The sequence below is a fragment of the Flavonifractor sp. An92 genome (assembly GCF_002159175.1).
Classification (GTDB): Bacteria; Bacillota; Clostridia; order Oscillospirales; family Oscillospiraceae; genus Pseudoflavonifractor_A.
Genome location: NZ_NFGZ01000001.1, coordinates 277,798 through 296,971 on the forward strand (window position 1 = coordinate 277,798; position 19,174 = coordinate 296,971).

14 protein-coding genes and 1 pseudogene are annotated in these 19,174 nt (G+C 58.2%); 3 read left to right on the top strand and 12 right to left on the bottom strand.

Going from position 1 to position 19,174, the window contains the following annotated elements:
* Window positions 1–121: 121 nt before the first annotated feature.
* The gene (locus B5G43_RS01450; protein ID WP_343214368.1) at window positions 122–1,378 is read left to right on the top strand and encodes a WYL domain-containing protein; all 1,257 of its coding nucleotides are present in this window, start codon (window positions 122–124) and stop codon (window positions 1,376–1,378) included.
* Window positions 1,365–2,282: a WYL domain-containing protein gene (locus B5G43_RS01455; RefSeq protein ID WP_087258233.1), complete on the top strand. Its 918-nt coding sequence runs from the start codon at window positions 1,365–1,367 to the stop codon at window positions 2,280–2,282. Before B5G43_RS01450 ends, B5G43_RS01455 begins: the two co-directional genes overlap by 14 nt.
* A 45-nt stretch (window positions 2,283–2,327) precedes the next feature.
* Here the strand turns inward: B5G43_RS01455 and B5G43_RS01460 are convergent, their stop codons facing one another.
* The 11 genes and pseudogenes from B5G43_RS01460 to B5G43_RS01510 all read right to left on the bottom strand — a co-directional run bounded on the left by B5G43_RS01460 (window position 2,328) and on the right by B5G43_RS01510 (window position 16,667).
* Window positions 2,328–5,498 carry a GLUG motif-containing protein gene (locus B5G43_RS01460; RefSeq protein ID WP_087258236.1) on the bottom strand — a complete coding sequence of 1,057 codons (3,171 nt, stop codon included), beginning with the start codon at window positions 5,496–5,498 and terminating at the stop codon, window positions 2,328–2,330.
* On the bottom strand, window positions 5,495–7,936 hold the full coding sequence (locus tag B5G43_RS01465) for an MMPL family transporter (protein ID WP_087258239.1): 2,442 nt from the start codon (window positions 7,934–7,936) through the stop codon (window positions 5,495–5,497). The genes B5G43_RS01460 and B5G43_RS01465 overlap by 4 nt, the downstream gene beginning before the upstream one ends.
* Window positions 7,937–7,945: 9 nt before the next feature.
* On the bottom strand, window positions 7,946–8,521 hold the full coding sequence (locus tag B5G43_RS01470) for a TetR/AcrR family transcriptional regulator (protein WP_158097325.1): 576 nt from the start codon (window positions 8,519–8,521) through the stop codon (window positions 7,946–7,948).
* A gap of 394 nt (window positions 8,522–8,915) precedes the next feature.
* Window positions 8,916–8,993, bottom strand: a pseudogene (locus tag B5G43_RS17625) (sigma-70 family RNA polymerase sigma factor); the annotation flags it as partial.
* Between the two features lie 169 nt (window positions 8,994–9,162).
* Window positions 9,163–9,930, bottom strand: a complete 768-nt coding sequence (locus B5G43_RS01480) for a class I SAM-dependent methyltransferase (protein WP_004010385.1) — start codon at window positions 9,928–9,930, stop codon at window positions 9,163–9,165.
* Window positions 9,931–9,980: 50 nt separating this feature from the next.
* Entirely contained in the window at window positions 9,981–11,900 is a 1,920-nt protein-coding gene (tet(W), locus tag B5G43_RS01485) for a tetracycline resistance ribosomal protection protein Tet(W) (protein ID WP_031474227.1), read from the bottom strand.
* Between the two features lie 372 nt (window positions 11,901–12,272).
* Window positions 12,273–13,460: a plasmid recombination protein gene (locus B5G43_RS01490; RefSeq protein ID WP_228275371.1), complete on the bottom strand. Its 1,188-nt coding sequence runs from the start codon at window positions 13,458–13,460 to the stop codon at window positions 12,273–12,275.
* A gap of 446 nt (window positions 13,461–13,906) precedes the next feature.
* Complete coding sequence (locus tag B5G43_RS01495; RefSeq protein WP_031474225.1) at window positions 13,907–15,061, bottom strand: helicase RepA family protein; 1,155 nt, start codon at window positions 15,059–15,061, stop codon at window positions 13,907–13,909.
* 3 nt (window positions 15,062–15,064) lie between these two features.
* A complete protein-coding gene (locus tag B5G43_RS01500) occupies window positions 15,065–15,385 on the bottom strand; it encodes a hypothetical protein (RefSeq protein WP_004010381.1) in 321 nt (106 codons plus the stop codon).
* Window positions 15,386–15,388: 3 nt separating this feature from the next.
* Complete coding sequence (locus tag B5G43_RS01505; protein ID WP_004010380.1) at window positions 15,389–16,465, bottom strand: site-specific integrase; 1,077 nt, start codon at window positions 16,463–16,465, stop codon at window positions 15,389–15,391.
* Between the two features lie 13 nt (window positions 16,466–16,478).
* Complete coding sequence (locus tag B5G43_RS01510; protein ID WP_004010379.1) at window positions 16,479–16,667, bottom strand: hypothetical protein; 189 nt, start codon at window positions 16,665–16,667, stop codon at window positions 16,479–16,481.
* Window positions 16,668–16,833: 166 nt separating this feature from the next.
* Here B5G43_RS01510 and B5G43_RS01515 point away from each other — a divergent pair, with 166 nt between their 5' ends.
* Window positions 16,834–17,391: a helix-turn-helix transcriptional regulator gene (locus B5G43_RS01515; RefSeq protein ID WP_004010378.1), complete on the top strand. Its 558-nt coding sequence runs from the start codon at window positions 16,834–16,836 to the stop codon at window positions 17,389–17,391.
* A gap of 177 nt (window positions 17,392–17,568) precedes the next feature.
* On the opposite strand, the gene guaA is transcribed toward B5G43_RS01515, so the two are convergent.
* Window positions 17,569–18,846 (bottom strand): glutamine-hydrolyzing GMP synthase, encoded by a 1,278-nt coding sequence (gene guaA / locus B5G43_RS01520; RefSeq protein ID WP_343214369.1) that lies wholly within the window; start codon window positions 18,844–18,846, stop codon window positions 17,569–17,571.
* Window positions 18,847–19,174 lie beyond the last annotated feature (328 nt).

The following is a 19,174-nucleotide window of genomic DNA, read 5'->3' on the forward strand; positions in this document are numbered from 1 at the left end:
CCGCCCGGAAAAGCCCGGAAAAAAAGGTGCGAGCCTCTGGAAGAAACTTACTTCTCCCGGAGGCTCTTGCTTTTCTTTGCCCGGTCCCTGTGATAAAATAGCCTCACAACCCGGCTTGGAGGTGGAACTTTTGGCCTATCAGGAACTCATCAAGCATTTTGAGCGCATCCGCAGCTACATGCGGGAATTCTATGTCTACGGCTTCAGGAGCCGGGACCAGTACGGGGAAAAGAGCGCCCGCAGCTACGACAATGAGCGGCGGAGGATCGAAAGCTGGCTGGGGGGCTATCTGTCCTTCCACCAGGACCCCTCCGGCAAGCGTGTGTTTCTCTCGGTGGACAGCCGCGTCATCCCACGCAATCCTCTCTACAAGGCCTTCAAGGCCAAGAGCTTCACCAACACAGACATTCTCCTGCACTTCTACCTCCTGGACCTGCTGGCCGACGGCAACCTGTGCTCGGTGCGGGAGCTGATCGACGGTATGCAGGACCACTATCTCTCCCGCTTTCCCGGCGCGGTCTCCCCGGATGAATCCACCGTCCGCAAAAAGCTGAAGGAATATGAGCGCCTGGGTCTGCTCCGCTCCGAAAAACACGGCCAGGAGCTCCGCTACCAGCGGACAGACGACACTCCCTTCCCGCTGGAGTCCTGGACCGACGCCCTGGCCTTCTTTTCGGAGGAGGACCCCCTGGGCGTGATCGGCTCCTTCCTGATGGACCGGCAGGAGGAGCCGTCCGACCTCTTCCGCTTCAAGCACCACTACATCCTCCACGCCCTGGATAGCGATGTGCTCTGTGAGCTCTTGCTGGCCATGGAGGCCCACCGCACTGTGGAGCTGACCGTCCGGAACGTACACAGCAGTCGTGAGGTCCGCCGGACGGTCTGTCCTCTGAAAATCTACATCAGCACCCAGTCCGGCCGCCAGTATCTGCTGGGCCACGCGTATATGGGCGGCCAACTGGTCTTTGTCCGCCTGGACGCCATCCGGACGGTCAAAGCCGGGGCCGTGGAACCCCAATATGAGACCTATCTGGCCGCGCAGCAGGCCCTGGACGGGCACCTCTGGGGCGTCTCCGGCAACACCCGCCGCACGCTGGACCACCTGGAAATGACCATCCGGTACGCCCCCTGGGAGGAGTACATCCCCCAGCGGCTCCAGCGCGAGAAGCGCCACGGCTCGGTCCAGATTCTGGATGAGCAGACCTGCCGCTTCACCGCGGATGTGTACGACGCCATGGAGCTGCTCCCCTGGCTGCGTACCTTCATCGGGCGTATCGTGGAGCTCCGATGCAGCGACCCGGCGGTGGTGGAGCGCTTTCAGCAGGATCTGGAGCGCATGGCCGCTCTTTACGGAGGTGACGCCCGTGCTGTTCAGTGAGATCTATGGCAGCTATTTCAATGTGGTGGCCGCCATCCTGACCGAGGCTTCCGACGGCCCCCTGACGCCCCAGCGGCTCACCGCCATCGTACAGGAAAAGGCCTTCGGCGAGAGCACCCTCTCCATCCCGGCTGCTCTGAAGTCGGGGGAATGGCCGCTGCTGGACGGGGAGCTCCGCTCGGTGCTCCGGCATCCGCCCACCATGCCGCTGACTCTGCTTCAGAAGCGGTGGCTGAAAGCCCTGCTCTCCGACCCGCGCATCGCCCTCTTCACGCCGGACACCACCGGTCTGGAAGATGTGGAGCCGCTCTACCGCCCGGACACCTTCGTCCGCTTCGATCAATACCACGACGGCGACCCCTATGGGGACGCGGACTATATCGCCCGCTTCCAGACCATACGGGAGGCTCTTCACACCAAGCGCAGGCTGCTCGTCCGCTTCCACAGCAAGAACGGGGCGCTCCACACCTTGCCCTGTACCCCCTACCGGTTGGAGTACTCCTCCAAGGACGACAAATTCCGGCTTCTGGCGGTGCGACAGCGCCGTCTCTACACCCTCAATCTGGCCCGCATCTGCTCCTGTGAGCTGCTGGAGCCCTATGATCCCGCCGACTTTACTCTGCCGCAGGTGCAGCGGAAACGGCTCACCCTCCTGCTCCACAATGAGCGCAACGGCCTGGAGCGCGTCCTCCTGCATTTCTCCCACTTTGAAAAGGAGACCCGGAAGCTGGAGCCGCACCTCTACCAGATCACCCTCTGGTACGATCCCACGGATGAGCCCGAGGTACTCATCCGCGTCCTCTCCTTCGGCCCGGTGCTGGAGGTCCAGGAGCCGGAGGCCTTCCGCCAGGCCCTGCAAACGCGCATTCGGACCCAGCTGACCATGCTGGACCACCCGGAGTAATAAAAAAGGTCTTACCGATTATTAAAATCGGTAAGACCTTTTTTGTCAGGAATCGGCGTCGGATACTTTGGCGCGGCCCCGCTTTCGGACCGCCACGGCCAGCAGGCCCAGCGCCGCCAGCACGATCACTCCGCCCCCGGCGAGGAGCATCCACGCTTCGGGGCCCTGCGCCCCCTCCAGCAGCAGGACGCTGCCCTCCGTGGGCGCCGTAAAGACCAGGTAGCTGCCGTCCAGGGTGCTGTCCACCCGCTGCCAACGGCCGTCCTGGTACACGGCGGCGGCGGGTTTCTTCACCCCGTCCGCCCGCAGGCGCACCGTGAGGGTATCGGCCTGACTGCCGGTGACAGTGTAGCTCCAGGCCGCGTGGGGCGTGCCGCCCTCCACCTCCTGGCCGGGCAGCTCCTCCTGCTGGACCGTGAGGGTGGCGTCCGGGGCAAAGGTGCCCTCCACCAGCAGTTGGGCCACCCCGTTCTGGTCAGCCAGCGTGGAGCTGGGGGAGGTGAACTGGGCCTCCAGCACCAGCGAGCGGCGCAGGTCCTCGGTGGGGAACTCCGGCCACTGGCCGTACTGGCCGTCCTGTTCCGGGGCCTCTGGCACCTGGCTCAGGTCCAGGTCGTCCCCATAGGCGAAGGGGATCTCGGCCACGGTCTGTCCGTTCACCACAAAGCGGTAGGAGAAGGTGAGGAAGTCGGCGGGGATGTACGAGAGCTGCGCAAAGGTGGCAAAGTCCAGGCCCTGGGCGGCCTCGGCATAGTCCACCCCGTCCAGTCCGGCCAGCTCCTCCATCAGATAGCGGTTGTCGGTGAGGGTGCCCTCCGCCTGTCCGGCGATGGCGCCCTGGTACTCCCCTTCGCTGTCGGCGCGGACCATGGCGCGGCAGTCGGCGATGTCCTCGCCCAGGCCGGCGATGCCGCCCAGCCAGCTCTCGCCGGTGAGATCGGTGAGGGCGGCACAGCGGATCACCTTGCCCCGGGTGCGGCCGGCGATGCCGCCGCAGTAGTCCCCGCCGGTCTCCACCGTGCCCCGGGCGGCGCAGTCCAGAATGACTCCGGCCTCACAGCGGCCGGCCACGCCGCCGCCGCACTCGTTCTTCACGGTGACGGCTCCGTCAAAGCGGCAGTCCCGCACCACCGCCCGCAGGGTGGCGTACACATCGCTCATCAGCTCCAGGTCGCCCAGGTCAAAGGTGGCCTCCGGGTCGTCGCCCAACTCGGTGGACACGGTGCCCACGATGCCGCCCACGTTGGAGTCCCCCTCCACCGTACCGGAGGCGGTACACCCCTTGATAAGGCCGGGCCCCTGGTCGATCCCGTCGGTCAGGTCCGTGACGGTAAGCTCCGGCTCCTCCCCCAGCCCGGAGATGGCCTGGCGCACCTCCTCCATCTGGTCCAGAATGGCCTGGCTGGTGGCGTGAAGGGCGTCGTTGTCCGCCCCGGCGGCCTGGGTCATCTGGTCCACCCGGTCCTGGATGGCGGTGAGCTCCTGGTCGATGTCATCCACGGCGGCCTGGGCTTTGTCGCCCAGGCTGTCGGTGTAGCTCTTGAGCAGGTCCCGGATGTGGTCGGCCTCACTGCTCACAACGTCCAGCTCCTCACCCACCGCGTCCGAGGTCCCGTCCCACGCCTGATTCAGGGCGGTGAGGGCCTCATCGAGGGCGTCCTGTGCCTCATTCATCGCTTTCCCGGTCTCATTCAGCTCGTTCGAGGTGTGGTCGTAGATCTTGTTCCACTCCCCGGGCAGGCGGGCGGCCAGATGGATGGCCTCCTCCACACCGTCAGCTATGGCAGTGCAATGTCCCTTCAGGTCCACCGAGGGGAACGGAAGCCCCAGGGCCTCTTCGAATTCCCCGGCGGCGATGAGGCGGGCCACGTCGGCCACATACTGCTTCAGATTCTCCAGCTCCTCCACCATGGTCTGGTAGTGGGTCCGGACCCGCCGGAGCTGGGTTTGGATGGAGGAGACGGTATCCTCCAGCGCCTCAATGGACTGGCTCAGCCCGCTGTCCGCCTGAGACAGCAGGTCGTCCAGCAGCTCCAGCATGCGGTCAGTCTGGTCCAGGGCCTCCTGGATCTGATCGCTGGCCTCGTCGCTGAACTGGTCCAGCGCCCCCCGCAGCCCGTCCAGACTGCCGCTGATGGTGGTGGTGTACTGGTAGAGCTGGTCCGACATGGCCCGGAAGTCGGTATGTCCCTCGGTCCCGGCGGCGTGGGTGCGGTCCTGGATGGCCGAGACCGAGTCGTGGATGGCCTGGGCGTCCTCCACGCCCCGGTCCACCATGTCATTGAGCTGCTCCGTGAAGTGCTCCAGCTGGCTGAACAGGTCGGAGAGGCTGTCGGCCACCTTCTGCGCGGGGGACTCACCATAGGTGAGGTTGGTGCTGGGCTCAAACTGACCCGCGATGCCCCCCACATCCTTGCGGCCCCGGATGGCGGCCGTATTGGTGCAGGAGGAAATTTCCCCCGACTGAAGGCCGGCGATTCCGCCCATGTTATAGCCCACATGCTGGTAGCCCACCGCGCCGGTGTTGGTGCAGCTGCGGATGGTCCCCCGGGACAGGCCCGCAATGCCGCCCACGCTGGTGGGGGTCTCCTGGTCGGCCTGGGTGTTGATGGCGCCGGTGTTGGTGCAGCTCTCCACCGTGCCCAGGTTCTGGCCGGTGATACCGCCCACGTTGGTCACGCCGGTGAGGGTGGCGGCGCTGGTACAGATGGTGATCACACCCCCCTCGCCGTTGAGGCCCACCAGTCCGCCCACGTCCTCCTGGGCGGACACGGTCCCCTGGGCGGTGCAGTGGCGGATGGTGCCGTAGTTCTCACCCGCCAGCAGGCCCGCCTGGCTGGCAGACCCCTGGGGAAGCAGCGTCCCCTCCACGGTGAGATCGGTCACCACGGCGCTCTGGGTCAAGGTGCGGAAGAGACCCACCTTGGAGCCCTTCCCGTTGAACGAAAGCCCGGAGATGGTGTGACCGTTGCCGTGAAAAGTCCCCTGGAAGATGGGGACCGGCGAGCAGTCGGCCCCGGTCAGGTCCAGATCGGCGGTGAGCTCCACCGTGCGGCCCTGGGACCAGGTGTCCCGGGTACACTGCCGGGAAAAATCCACCCAATCCTCCACATTGGCAATGGTGACCGTGTCGGCGGCGGCCGCCGCCGGCAGAGTCAGGGTACAGAGGAGCGCCAGTGCGGTCAGAAGGGCGGCTCCCCGCTGGGTATATTTCATGAATCTTCCTCCTGTTCCGGGGTCTCCAGCTCCTGATACTTGCTCTCGATGAGGGCGTCCACGCTGCCGTGGATCACGCCCTTGAACTCGCCATCCACAAAGCCTGCCACATGCCCCCGCACGTGGCCGTCCAGGCGCATGGTGCCCTGGTTGAAGCGCTGCTTGCGGTCCCGGTTGAGGGTGATGGCGGTGCGCTCGATGAGGGCGTCGCCCAGCATGAGCAGCTGAGGCAGCACCGTCATGACCAGGATGATGGAGGTGACGGTGCCCCGGCCCAGAGTCTGACCCACCGAGCCGATGGTGGCGTCGGTGGAGATGCCCCCGATGAGGAAGCCGGCCACCGCCATGATGGTACCGGAGGTGAGGATGGTGGGGAAGCTCTGGCTCAGGGCCTCCACCGCCGCCTGCTTCCGGTCCATCAGGGTTTTCAGCTCCAGATACCGGTTGGTGATGACGATGGCGTAGTCGATGGTGGCGCCCATCTGGATGGAGCTGACCACCAGATAGCTCAGGAAGAACAGGTTGGTCCCGGTCAGCACCGGCACCGAGAAGTTGATCCAGATGGAGCCCTGGATGGTGAGGACCAGCAGGATGGGCAGGCCCGCCGACTTGAAAGTGAAGAGCAGGATCACCATGACAAAGAGCGCGGTGAGAATGCTGATCTTCATATTGTCGCCGGAGAAGGAGCTGGCCAGGTCGAAGGCGTTGGTGGAGTTGCCCACCAGGATCACATCGTCCCCATAGTAGTCCTGGGCGATGGCGCGGATCTCATCCAGGAGGGCGTAGGTCTCGTCGCCCTCGGTAGGAACATCGGCAATAAAGACCAGCCGGGACCAGTTCTCGCCCCGCAGCTGCTCCAGGCCCACGTCCAGCTGCTCCTGGAGATCGTCCACTTTGTCGGCCTGTTCCCCGGTGAGGTTTACAACGCCCTTGTCCTTCTGATCCAACAGGAATTCAAAGACGTCGATGAGGGGCACCGCGTAGTCGTCCGGGTTCTGGAAGATGGCCCCGTACTCCTCCACGCTCAGGCCGTAGGCCTGGTAGAGGAGCCGCGCCAGCTCGATGTCCACCCCGGCCAGCTCCGAGAATTGCCGGGGCGTCATCTCGTCGGTGAGCATCCGGCCGTCCTCCACCTCGATGTTGGCAAGGCCGGTGGCCTGGGTCACCTGGGGCAGCTCCGAGACCCGCTGCAGGACGTTTTTCTCCTTGTTGTAGTCTCCCCGGGGCACCAGCACGGCGATGGTGTTTTTGGAGCCGAAGGTATCGGCCACCTTTTCGTCGGCGATGCGCCAGTCGGGCTTGTTGTCAAAGTCGGTGTCGTTGGTGTCAAAGACATAGTCACAGTGGGAGGAGAGCACCGCCCCGCCCACCACCACCACCAGAAAAATGGGGGGCAGGATGTAGCGCAGCCGGACCACCGCCTTGCCCCAGAAGTTGATCTTGGGCACCAGATTGCGGTGGCGGGTGCGGTCGATGGGCTTGCTGAAGAGCATGAGCAGGCCGGGCATGAGCAAAAAGACGCTCAGCATGGAGCACACGATGCCCTTGGAGAGGACGATGCCCATATCAAAGCCGATCTTCAGCTGCATGAGCATCAGGGCAACCAGGCCGGAGATGGTGGTCAGGCTGGAGGAGGAGATCTCCACGATGGCCTTGCTCAGGGCGGCGATGTCCGCTTCCCGGGGGTCCAGGCCGTTGTCCCGCTCCTCCATATAGCGGTGGCAGAAGATGATGGCGTAGTCGATGGCCAGGGCCAGCTGCAGGACCACGGCGATGGAGTTGGTAATAAAGGAGATGGTGCCGAAGATGAAGTTGGTGCCCATGTTCAGCACCGCCGCTGCCACAAAGACGATGAGGTAGACCGGCACCTCCATGTAACTCTTGGAGGTGAAGAGCAGCACCACCACGATGACCACCGCCGCAATGGCCAGGATGACGGTCATCTCCTGCTGCAGGCTGGCCGACTCGTCCCGGCCGATCTGGGTGGAGGCGTAGACGTCATAGCCGTCCAGGGCGGCGAGCACCTCATTCATGGCCTCCACGGTGGCCGGGTCGGTCTCCTCCCCGTCAAAGGAGATGGTGAACAGGGCAGCCGAGTTTTTGTAGTGTTCCTCCGTGTCGTCAAAGGCCACCTCGGATACCCCGGAGATGGCTTCCAACCGGTGGGAGAGGTCCAGCGCGGTCTCATAGGTCACGTTGGACACCATCACGTTGGCGCTGCCCAGGGTGATGAACTCCTCATCCATAATGGTGAGGCCCCGGCGGGTCTCCGTCTGGGCGGGGAGATAAGAGGTGATGTCGTTGTTGACCTGAACCTTGTCGATGGAGGCCGTGCAGAAGAGCACGGCGGCAAGAAAGACCAGGTAGAAGGCCTTGCGCTTATCGACGATAAAGCGGGCCACTTTGGTCATCGGGCTTTCGGTACGTTTTTCCTGCATAAGAGTGCCTCACTGAATGGGGATGAATTGCTCCAGATTCGCCAGCAGATAACTGGTCGGGAGGGGTTCGTCGCTGGTAAGCCACCAGCGGATCAGCGCGAGCATGGCTCCGGTGTAGAAGTGGGCGGCCACCTGGGGGTCCACCTGGGGCGATGCCTCCCGGAAGCGGGGCTCGGACAGCAGACGGCACACCTCTCCGGCGGCGCAGTCCTCCAGTGTGTGGGCCAGAGTGTCCGCCCCACTGTTGGCGCAGGCCCGGTACAGTGCCCGGCGCTGGGCAAAAAACTCAAAGACGTTCCGCGCGGCGGTGAGCAGATACTCCCGCGGACTGCGTTCCGGGTCCTGGGGCAGGCAGGTTTCGGTGCACTCCTGTTCCAGCCGCTCCAGCAGGTAGTGCAGCAGCTCCTGCTTGTCGTTGAAGTGGGCGTAGAAAGTGGTGCGGTGGACCATGGCCCGCCGGCAGATGTCGGTGACCGACAACTCCTGGAAGGGCTTTTCCTCCAGCAGTTGGGTCAGCGCGTCTACCAGCTGCTTGCGGGTCTTGCGCTGTCGCAGATCCAGATGTTCCTCACGCGAATGTTCCATAAGCATACCTCCCGAGCGAATAGCGTCATTGTAGTCTTTTATCCTACATTTGTCAAGATACCATACATTCGTAGTTTATCTTTTCTGCCATATCCAACCGTAAAAAAGAGCGAGCTGATGTATAAAATCAGCTCGCTCTTTTTCCTATTTTCGAAAATCAGCAGAGATAATGAACTTTTCAGGACCTTAAAGTTACTCCCATTCGGCAAATTCAGATATAGTAGGGTGTATTTGAGGTGATTTCGCAGGAAAAACTTTCGCAAATATGTTAATATTCCACCTGCTATTTTCGGCTGTAAAGTTTATTAGTATCAAAATAGTATCACAAAAGGCTGGGAAATACAACAGAATTATGTGGAGCTCTACATAATTCCGGCACGGACGGACGCTGTCAGGCACAGCGGATAACAGCCTTGCAAGAGGCGTTGTACCTGCGCTGGATATATTCTTGATAGGCTTTCTGGTCTGTCATGGAAATTCCCCCTCTCTGAATAATAGTGCGGGGCGGCAGCACTCCTTGCTGTCGCTCCTTGACTGCCTAACTGCGAAACCGGGCGGGGCTGTCAACGGTGGGCGAAGCCCGTTCATCTTGACCGCCCGCTGGCTCGGCTGGCTTTGCTATTTACCCGACAAACTTGAATTTATTGTAAGGTATCACGTTTTACCTTCTTAAGCCTTACTATCATTACCATAGGAATTTCTTTGTTGGTTTTGAAACATTCTTCATAAAATCCATCAATGACAAATCCAGCTCTAAAACAAAGGTTAAAAATATCTTGTATGGAACGATGATAATAAATCTGCTCTTTCGGTTGCCCTTCAATCGCTATATCATAGTAACTGTGCGGTGTCATATATTTTTCAGTCAACGTGACAAAACAAGGGTGTTGCGTTGCAAAGACAAAAATTCCGCTTTCCTGCAACAGTTCATAAACAGCCATAAGAAGTGGTTCAATATCCGTAATATCCATAATTGCCATATTAGAAACTGCTTTCGTAAAGGCTCGATTTCTTTTTAATTCTAATATACTTTTTCTATTGGTCGCATCCGCCACACAAAATTCAATTTGTTTTGCATATTGTGATTGCCGTCTTTTAGCCAATTCTATCATTTTTTTGCTGTAATCAAAAGCGACAACCGAAGCGCCTCTTTGTGCAAGATACGAAGAATAATTTCCATTGCCACACGCAATATCCAAAATATAATCCGCAGGATTAGGAGATAGAAGTTCCGTTACTTTGGGACGCACTACCTCTCTGTGAAATTCATTAGATTCGTCACCCATTGCATTATCCCAAAATTGTGCGTTCTCCTCCCAGATTTTTTTACTTTCCTCTGTTCCCATGTTCTCTCCCACTCCCAAAATTTGCTTTTTTGCTTCCATTAAATCTTCCTTACGATATTCCATTGTTACCCTCCATAACTTCTGATTGTTGCCGTCTTGACGATTATGTATCTTTACATTACCTTCTGAAACATATGGCGCACCTTGTCCAGGCGGTTGTTTGGACGGCGGGGCTGGATGACCGGCTGGCCGACAGCGGCCTGATACCCTTTTAGCTCTGTAAGGCATACGCTCTGCCCGTTGGTGTAAAAGGCCAGATCAGTACGGTATGCCTGTATACAGCGGGCGGGAATCTCGCCAGTAAAGACAACTTCATCCTTTTTTACCTGGGCCGTTTCGATGGTGGCACAGTATTTCGGTGCATCATGATAAGCCCTGGAAAGGTATTCCTGGGGCGCATAGAGGGTGAAGGAGAGATAAGGTTCCAGCAGCTGCGTCCCCGATTCCTTCAATGCCTGTTCCAATACAATCGGGGCCAATGAGCGGAAGTCCGCCGGCGTGCTGACTGGACTGTAATAAAGCCCGTATTCAAAGCAAATCTTACAGTCCGTTACGTTCCAGCCGAACAAGCCCTGCTCCAGCCCGTAACGGATACCATCCCTGACAGCGTTTTGAAAACTCTGGTTCAAGTATCCCAGCGAAACCCGGCTCTCGTATTGTACGCCGGAGCCAAGCGGGAGTGGTGTAACAGACAGTCCGATAGATGCCCAAAACGGGTTGGGCGGCACCTCGATATGGATGGTGTGGCTGGCTGCTTTGAGCGGCCGCTCCATATAAATGACGGTGGGTTCCTTTACCACTGTTTCAATCTTGTATTTTTCCGACAGCAAAGCGGAAACGACCTCCAACTGCACCCGGCCCAAAAAAGAAAGAATGATCTCATGGGTGATGGAATCCACTTCGCAGCGCAAAAGCGGGTCAGTATCCGCAAGTTGCGTAAGAGCGTCCAGCAGCCGTTCTCTTTGCGCTGCCGTTTTCGGCGCAATCGTCGTCCGCAGCATGGGGAGGGGGGCCTCGCGCCACCTTTTACGAGGGAGCCGGGTTTGATCCCCTAATACATCGTTTAACCTCACGCTGTCGCTGGGAAGGATAACAATTTCGCCCGGATAAGCGGTGTCTGTCCGAACAATTTCCCCTTTGGATGGAATACGCATCTCTGTGATTTTCAGCTTTTCTCTCCCGGCCAGGGCCACCGTATCCCGCAGGCGCAGCGTTCCGCTGTATAGCCGCAGATAGACACGCCGCTGGCCGCAATCGGTGTACTCAACCTTGAAAACGCTGCCGCATAGGGTGGCGCTCCCCTGTTCCCCAATCGGTTGGAACAGTCCTGTCACCGCATCCATCAACGGTTGAATGCCAAGGCCCTTTTTGGCGCTGCCATGATAGACCGGAAACAGGGAGGCTTCTTGAACCCGCCGCTGTTCCTCCCGCGCAAGTTTTTCCTGGCTGATTGGTTCTCCTGCGATATACTTTTCCAATAATGCATCGTTATTTTCGATGACCGCATCCCATGCTTCTATGTCGGTATTTTCCTCCAGGACTATTTCCGGGGACAGCGACACCGTCTGCTTGATGATAATATCGGCGGAGAGCTTATCCCGAACAGACTGAACCACGCTCTGCAAATCAACGCCAGCCTGGTCGATCTTGTTGATAAAGATAACGGTGGGAATGTTCATTTTCCGCAGGGCATGGAACAGAATACGGGTCTGGGCCTGCACGCCATCTTTCGCGGAGATCACCAAGATGGCCCCATCTAAAACAGCCAAAGAGCGGTACACCTCCGCCAAAAAATCCATGTGGCCGGGCGTATCCACAATGTTAACTTTACATCTGTGCCACTGGAAGGAAGTGACTGCCGCTTGAATGGTAATCCCACGCTGCCGCTCCAAAAACAAGGTGTCCGTCCTCGTTGTCCCTTTTTCGACGCTCCCTGGTTCTGAAATGGCTCCACTGGCATATAGCAGACTCTCCGTCAAGGTCGTCTTTCCAGCGTCTACATGGGCAAGAATCCCGATATTGATAATGTTCATGTCTATCCTCCATACAAGGCCCGAATGGGCGCAAAAATCCCCAGCGGCTAATACTTTTACCGCTGGGGATCATGACTTCGGACACACAGAAACATACACGACTTACATAAGCCGCGGTCCGTCACGATATTTACTAAAAAGGCAAAAGTATTCTTAAAATTGGGTACAAAAACCAAGCCCCTGCAAGGGGCAATCATTTTTGCGCCCATTATCAAATTTTATTTAAGAATACCTTGCCGCATATTTGATAGACTCCTCAAATCAGGATAATAGCAGTATATCATAGTACGCTCTAAAAAACAAGAAATCATTTTACCGATTCCACAAATAAAATCGGAGGGTATTCACTGGAATACCCTCCGGTTTTGGTGATTATCGTGCGTCTATCCGAATTTTTGACTTTGCGGCCCGTTTCCGTTCCTTTTCGGCATGTTCCTGCTGGTAAGCTGCCTCTAATATTCTGTCCACTTGTTCTGGGCCAAAGGCCCTTTTGACCCGCTCATAGTCAGCGGAGACTTGCCGCATGGCCTTGTTTTCCAACTTGACCTCCTGCAATCGATCAGACAGGCGGATGTTGCTCTCCCTCACCCGGCCATAGTCCCCTTGCAGACGCTCAAATTTCCCCCGCAGCTCCACATAGGCCAGATACAGGGAGCGCAGCACCTTGACGATTTGGGCCAGCAGGGGCTTTGCCTTTTTCTCTCGGTAGGCCCGGCCTGTTTCCAGCGTTCCCGGCTCCGGCAAAATCTCCTCCGGATTGGCGGAGAAATCCGCTGCCAACCGCTCCATATTTTTCACCGCCGGGGCAAGTTCTTTGAGCCGCCGTTCCTGGCTCTCCACCTGGTTTTCTTTCTCCGCCTTGACCGTCTCCAGAACGGCGATCTCCTTTGCCCGCTGCTCTTTCTTGTAGTCCAGCACAGACAAGTGCTTGTCGTGGGTGCCTTTGTCCTCCCACTCAATCCCGTGGCGCTCCATGACCAGGGAAAGCTGCTCCTTTTCCGAGCGCACCCACTGGCTCCACTCTGTGTCCCCTCTGGTGCCGCCCTGGAAACCCTGGGCCGCTAACGCCTGTTTCAAAGATACCCTCGTGTCCAGCCCTCGCTTGCTCCCGGTGGTGAATGGTACAAAGTCAATGTGCAGATGGGGCGTAGCCTCGTCCATGTGGAGGTGGGCAGAGAACACCCGGAGTTGGGGGTTGCGCTCTTGAAAGCCCTTCATGTACTCGTCCAAAACCGCTGCCGCAAGCTGTCCCTCCTCGCTGTCGGCGCTCATATCATCTCGATTGCCCACTTGCAGGATGATTTCATGGAACGGCTTTTCCTGCTTGCCGGAGCGGATCTTCTCATAGTAATCCTCTATCCTTCTGTCGGCCCTGGTTTGTTTAGCGTTGTACCGTTCCAGAGCCTCGTCAAAGAGTTCATGGTACACCGCCTTGATATTCTCCTGGCAGTAGGTTATATTCAAGTGGGAGCGTTCCGGGTCAGTGTTCTTGGCGTGGAATTTTCTACTGTTATGGTTCACCGATCCTTGGCCCACCATGGCGCTGATTGTCCTTTTCAAATCAATCCCTCCTCCCTTTTCCGCCGCGCAAGCGGCGAGCCTTTGTTACTTTCTGCGAAAGTAACGCAAAAGCACTTTTGACAGCCTGACGGCCATCAAAAGCGCATTTGCGCCCTACGGGGTGGTGTGGGGGCTTTGCCCCCGGCAACTGCGGTTGCCTCCCCCAGCAGGGCCGCCCTTTGAAAAGGGCACCCTGCACCCCGCCTAAACTTTGTCACTCGCCGTTGGGCAGGGTGGAAAGGCCAGGGGCCTTTCCACCGCCCGGCAAGTGTTTTCCGTGGGCCGAAAGTCAAGGGGTACGGGTTGTATTGACTTGCGGCAATCTCCACCCGCAGGTATGCCCCCCTTGACTTTCGCCCCCGCTCCCCGTGACAGCCGTGACGACCGTGACGATGTTTTACACACCGCCTCCGCACTCCGAAAAGCTGTCACAGCTGTCACGGTCGTCACGCCTGGGGTTCCTCCAACGTGAGCTTGATACTCCGCCCGGCATGGGTTCGGGCGCTTTCATAGTGGATGTGGTACTCATAGGACAGCCGCCACGCCCGGACATTCAGCCGCATAGCCAGGGCATTGGGTTTCATATCCAGCCCCAGGGCGGCGACAAGTTCCGTGGCCGTCCCTCTCCACTCTGGCCGTTCCGCCGTTACCAGGGCGGCAACAGCCTCCAACACCGGGTCAGGCGGCTCCTGCCGCAGCTCCGTTTCCCGCCGCTCCAGCTCCCACACAAGCCGTTCCTCGTCCCGCTTGAGGTAGAGGCGCTGGTCTTGCTGATCCCGCCCAGAAATGTCCAGGGTGGCGGCGTTGTCTGCCCGCCGCTCCTTTTGGAGCAGAAAGGCCCCGTCTGCCGCACCCAATAAGCCGTTGGTGCCGGAGATCATATCAAACTTATCATCGGCCTGCTGCTTGCGGGTGTGATGTACAACCAGGAGGCAAACCCCGCTTATATCGGCAAACCGTTTCAGTTTGGTGATTACCTCATAGTCGTTGGCATAGCTGTACTTCTCTGCCCCGGCCTCCCGGATTTTTTGCAGGGTGTCGATGATAATAAGCCGGGTGTCCGTGTGTTCCCGGACAAAGCCCTTTAGCTGCTCCTCCAGGCCACCGCCGAGCTGCTTAGCTCCGATGGCAAAGAACAGGTTTCCGGTACTCTCTACTCCAAACATCCGGTACAACCGCTCCTGTAAGCGACGGTGGTTGTCCTCCAGGGCCAGATAGAGGACTGTCCCCTGGCGCACCTCATACCCCCACAGGGAAAGGCCCATACTCACATGATAGGCAAGCTGGGCCATGAGAAAGGACTTGCCCACCTTGGGAGCGCCCACAAAGAGATATGTCCCCGCATAGAGCAGACCGTCTACCACAGGAGGTCTGCCGGGGTACACCTGTTCGTAGAGGTCATTCATAGACACGGTAGGCAGATAGGCCGGGTCATTGACCCGGCTTATCTGCCGCAGGATTTCCTCCAAATCTCTTTCCGGGGGCTTGTGTTCTGTCACGCCCTCTGCTATACTTTGGTTAGGTTTTTGTGAGAGCGACTGTCCCCCGTCTGCGCCAACAGGCGGATATGGGGCAGTCGTTTTCTCTTGCAATCTATCCATCTATCAATCCTCCCTCATGCCGTCCATGATGGCGGCGATCAGCCGGATGGTGTCCAGCAACTCCCCATCCACGCCATTCCCGGCCTCGATACGCTCCAGTTCTTCCAGAACGGCGGCCAGCTCGTTCCGCAGGGCCTTATACACCCTGGGGTTGCCCTGTACCACCACATCCCGGCACAGCAGCCGTCGGGTGATGTAGTCCTGTTTGGTAAGGCCGGAGAGCCGCACAGCGGTTTCAATTTCCCTGTCCTCATCCGGGGACACCCGGAAAGCCACAGTTTTGTTTCTCCAGCGGTTGTGTCGGTCAAGATTTTTCACTGACATGATTTAGGCCCCCTTTCGCTCCATGTCCAGTTTGTCCGCCATCTCCGCCTGCCGGGTGGGGAACAGGTGGGCGTAGCGGTAGGTAATATCAATGCTTTCATGTCCCACCCGGTCAGCGATTGCCAGGGCCGTAAAGCCCATGTCAATGAGCAGCGAAATGTGGGAGTGCCTCAGGTCGTGTATTCTGATCCGCTTTACCCCGGCCTCTTTCGCACCCCTGTCCATCTCCCGGTGGAGGTAGGATTTTGTCACCGTGAAAATGCGGTCGGTGGGCTTCACCCCATACAGGCTCTTGATATAGTCTCGCATTTCTTCACAGAGGAAAGCGGGCATTTGAATGACCCGGTTGCTCTTAGGGGTCTTGGGGTCGGTAATCACATCCTTGCCCTTAATCCGCTGGTAGGACTTGGAGATGGTGACGGTCTGTTTCTCAAAGTCGAAGTCGCCAGGAGTGAGGGCCAGCAGCTCCCCCTCCCGGACGCCGCACCAGTAGAGCATTTCAAAGGCGTAATAGGAAAGGGGCTTGTCCATCATGGCCTCGGCGAATTTCAGATACTCCGCCTTTGTCCAGAACAGCATTTCCCGTCCCTTTGGCTTTCCCATATTGCCCGCCTGGGCAGCGGGATTGACCTTTAGATTGTAGTGCCGTACCGCATGGTTGAACACGGCGCTCAACTGATTGTGCAGCGTTTTTAAGTACACCGGAGAGTAGGGCTTGCCGTTCTTGTCCCGGTAACCCAGCATTTCATTCTGCCAGGCGATGACCTCCTTGGAGTGAATGTCGCACATCTTCCGCTTGCCGAAGTACGGCACCAACTTCTTGTAGAGGATATGCTCTTTCGTCCCCCAGGTGTTTTCCTTGATACGGCCTTTCATGTCCGCCACATAGACAGCCACGAAGTTTTCAAAGGTCATTTCCAGGTCGGCGGTCTGTTGTTGCAGGAATGTCCGCTCCCACTCCAGAGCCTCCCGCTTGGTGGGAAAGCCCCGTTTCATTTTCTTTACTTTCTTGCCCGTCCAGTCCTCGTAGTAAAAGGACGCATACCATGTGCCCTTTGCCTTGTCTTTGTATGCCGGCATTGTGGTTCCCTCCTTATTGTCTGTCCCGCAGCCCATAGAATTTTTCCTCGAAGTAGCGCCTGCTTACCCGTCCGGGAATGGTGAGAAAGCCTTTTTTCTTCAGCTCCTCGTTCATCTCCCGCACCAGCTTGTAGGCGTAGGGCTTGGAAATGCCCAGCTCCCTGGCGACCTCCTCTGCTCTCACAAACAGCTCCTTTTCCATGGTCAGCACCTCCTTATTTTAGTTTCGCAAATATGTTAATGTCACCATCTTCATTATACATTAACATAAGTGTTAATGTCAAGAATTTATTTCGCATTTTTGTTAAAGATTATCTTGCATCTTTCGCTTTTTTGCGCTATACTATTGGCAAAGGCGGTGGGATATTATGACAGTCGGAGACAAGATAAAGAAAATCCGCACCTTTCGAGGCATGACACAAAAGGAATTGGGGCTTGCTATCGGCTTTGAGGAAAAGGGAGCGGACAACCGGATCGCCCAGTATGAGACGAATTACCGTGTTCCGAAACGGGAACTGCTGGACAAGATGGCCGAGGCGCTGCGGGTAGACCGCCAGAACTTCTACACCATCGCCCCCGGCTCTGCCGAGGACTTCATGCGGACATTCTTCTGGCTGGACGAGGACAGCCCTGGCGCTATCCGCCTGTTCCAACTTGTCCGCAATCCGGGCAGAGCAGGGGCCGCTGATGATACCGCTGTACGGTACAATGATAGCGATGACTGGCCCGCACACCCTCCCGTGGGTATGTACTTCCAGTATGGCCTTGTGGACGAGTTCATGCGGGAATGGCTTTTTCGTCAGCAGGAGTTACACGCCGGGGAGATCACCAGGGAAGAGTATTTTGAATGGAAACTCAACTGGCCCCATACCTGCGACGATGGCCTGGAAAGCGAATATTATATCCCTTGGCGGAAAAATAAATAAGACAAGCAAAAAAACCGCCCTGCTGAATTTGTCGTTCAGCAGGGCGGTTTTGCTTGTCCTTTTGGGATTTTTCTCTTGAGAATACCGGGCGGACACAAATAGTATCAATCCAGTATCAAGAGCAGTATGGACGGGCAAAAAAGCCTGTATTCATGCGGGTTTTCGCCGTTTCGAGCGTCATTCCCATTCGATGGTGCCGCTGGGCTTGGGCGTCAGGTCGTAGAGCACGCGGTTGACGCCCTTGACCTCATTGGTGATGCGGTGGGTGATCTTCTGCAGCAGGATAAAGGGCACATCCTCCACCGTGGCGGTCATGGCGTCCACCGTGTTCACCGCACGCAGGATCACCGGCCAGTCGAAGGTCCGGGCATTGTCCCGCACGCCCACCGACTTGAAATCGGGCACCACGGTAAAGTACTGCCACACCTTGCCCTCCAGGCCGGCGTTGCGGAACTCCTCCCGCAGGATGGCGTCGCTCTCCCGCACCGCCTCCAGGCGGTCCCGGGTGATGGCGCCCAGGCAGCGCACGCCCAGGCCGGGGCCGGGGAAGGGCTGGCGGTACACCATGCTGTCGGGCAGTCCCAGCGCCGCGCCGCAGGCGCGGACCTCGTCCTTGAAGAGCATCTTCAGAGGCTCCACCAGTTCAAAGTTCAGGTCCTCCGGCAGGCCGCCCACGTTGTGGTGGCTCTTCACCGCCTTGACCGTCTTGGTGCCGCTCTCGATGATGTCGGGGTAGATGGTGCCCTGAGCCAGGAAGTCGATGCCGTCCAGCTTGCGGGCCTCCTCCTCAAAGACGCGGATGAACTCCTCGCCGATGATCTTGCGCTTGCGCTCCGGCTCGGCCACGCCGGCCAGCTTGTCCAGGAAGCGGTCCACCGCATCCACGTAGATGAGGTTGGCGTCCATCTGGTTGCGGAACACCTCCACCACCTGCTCCGGCTCGCCCTTGCGCAGCAGGCCGTGGTTCACGTGGACGCAGGTGAGCTGCTTGCCGATGGCCTTGATGAGCAGCGCCGCCACCACCGACGAGTCCACGCCGCCGCTGAGGGCCAGCAGCACCTTCTTGTCCCCCACCTGCCGCCGGATCAGCTCCACCTGGTCGGCGATGAAGTTCTCCATATTCCAGTTGGCCTCCGCACCGCACAGGCCAAAGACGAAGTTGGACAGGACCTGCTTCCGCTCCTCCGGATCGGCGGGCCAGGGCTTGTCCCCCTTGTGGTCGGCCAGCAGCACCGGCACAGGAGCGTTGTAGATGTCTTTGGATACGTCGATCTCCACGCCGTCCACCACCCGGTTGGGGCCGCCGTTGAGAATGATGCCCTTCACATTGGGCAGAGCGGCCAGCTCCTCTGCGGTGATGTCGTGGGGATGGATCTCGCTGTAAACGCCAAGGGCCCGGATCTCGCGTGCCAGACGAGGATTCTCCTCGCTGCCCAGATCCAGAATAAGGATCATATCCTGCTTCAAGTCGGTTTCCTCCCTCAATAAAATCAGTGGGGATGCGGTGCGCGGGCACAGCTTTTTACTACGCTCTCTATCATAGAAGATTTTGATGCTATTTACAAGTTCTTCTTGCAACTTTTTCCCTTGACTTCGCCCGATTTCGGCCGGCCGCTGCGGAACCAACTTTGGTTTTCTATATTTTCTCAATCGGAATCTCCGATATACCAATTATTTCCCGGAAGATTGTGAATTTTTAGTCAATCCTGCCGAATGTGGTCCCATTCCGCCTTCCCATAATTTCTACGGGGAAAAACCGTTGACTTTAGAGCCAAAATCATCT

What these genes read in the sequence shown, in the direction of transcription:
- guaA (WP_343214369.1), bottom strand. Translation starts at nt 18,846, where the DNA reads ATGATCCTTATTCTGGATCTGGGCAGCGAGGAGAATCCTCGTCTGGCA.
- B5G43_RS01495 (WP_031474225.1), bottom strand. Translation starts at nt 15,061, where the DNA reads ATGGATAGATTGCAAGAGAAAACGACTGCCCCATATCCGCCTGTTGGC.
- B5G43_RS01480 (WP_004010385.1), bottom strand. Translation starts at nt 9,930, where the DNA reads ATGGAATATCGTAAGGAAGATTTAATGGAAGCAAAAAAGCAAATTTTG.
- B5G43_RS01510 (WP_004010379.1), bottom strand. Translation starts at nt 16,667, where the DNA reads ATGGAAAAGGAGCTGTTTGTGAGAGCAGAGGAGGTCGCCAGGGAGCTG.
- B5G43_RS01460 (WP_087258236.1), bottom strand. Translation starts at nt 5,498, where the DNA reads ATGAAATATACCCAGCGGGGAGCCGCCCTTCTGACCGCACTGGCGCTC.
- B5G43_RS01465 (WP_087258239.1), bottom strand. Translation starts at nt 7,936, where the DNA reads ATGCAGGAAAAACGTACCGAAAGCCCGATGACCAAAGTGGCCCGCTTT.
- B5G43_RS01470 (WP_158097325.1), bottom strand. Translation starts at nt 8,521, where the DNA reads ATGGAACATTCGCGTGAGGAACATCTGGATCTGCGACAGCGCAAGACC.
- B5G43_RS01500 (WP_004010381.1), bottom strand. Translation starts at nt 15,385, where the DNA reads ATGTCAGTGAAAAATCTTGACCGACACAACCGCTGGAGAAACAAAACT.
- B5G43_RS01515 (WP_004010378.1), top strand. Translation starts at nt 16,834, where the DNA reads ATGACAGTCGGAGACAAGATAAAGAAAATCCGCACCTTTCGAGGCATG.
- B5G43_RS01505 (WP_004010380.1), bottom strand. Translation starts at nt 16,465, where the DNA reads ATGCCGGCATACAAAGACAAGGCAAAGGGCACATGGTATGCGTCCTTT.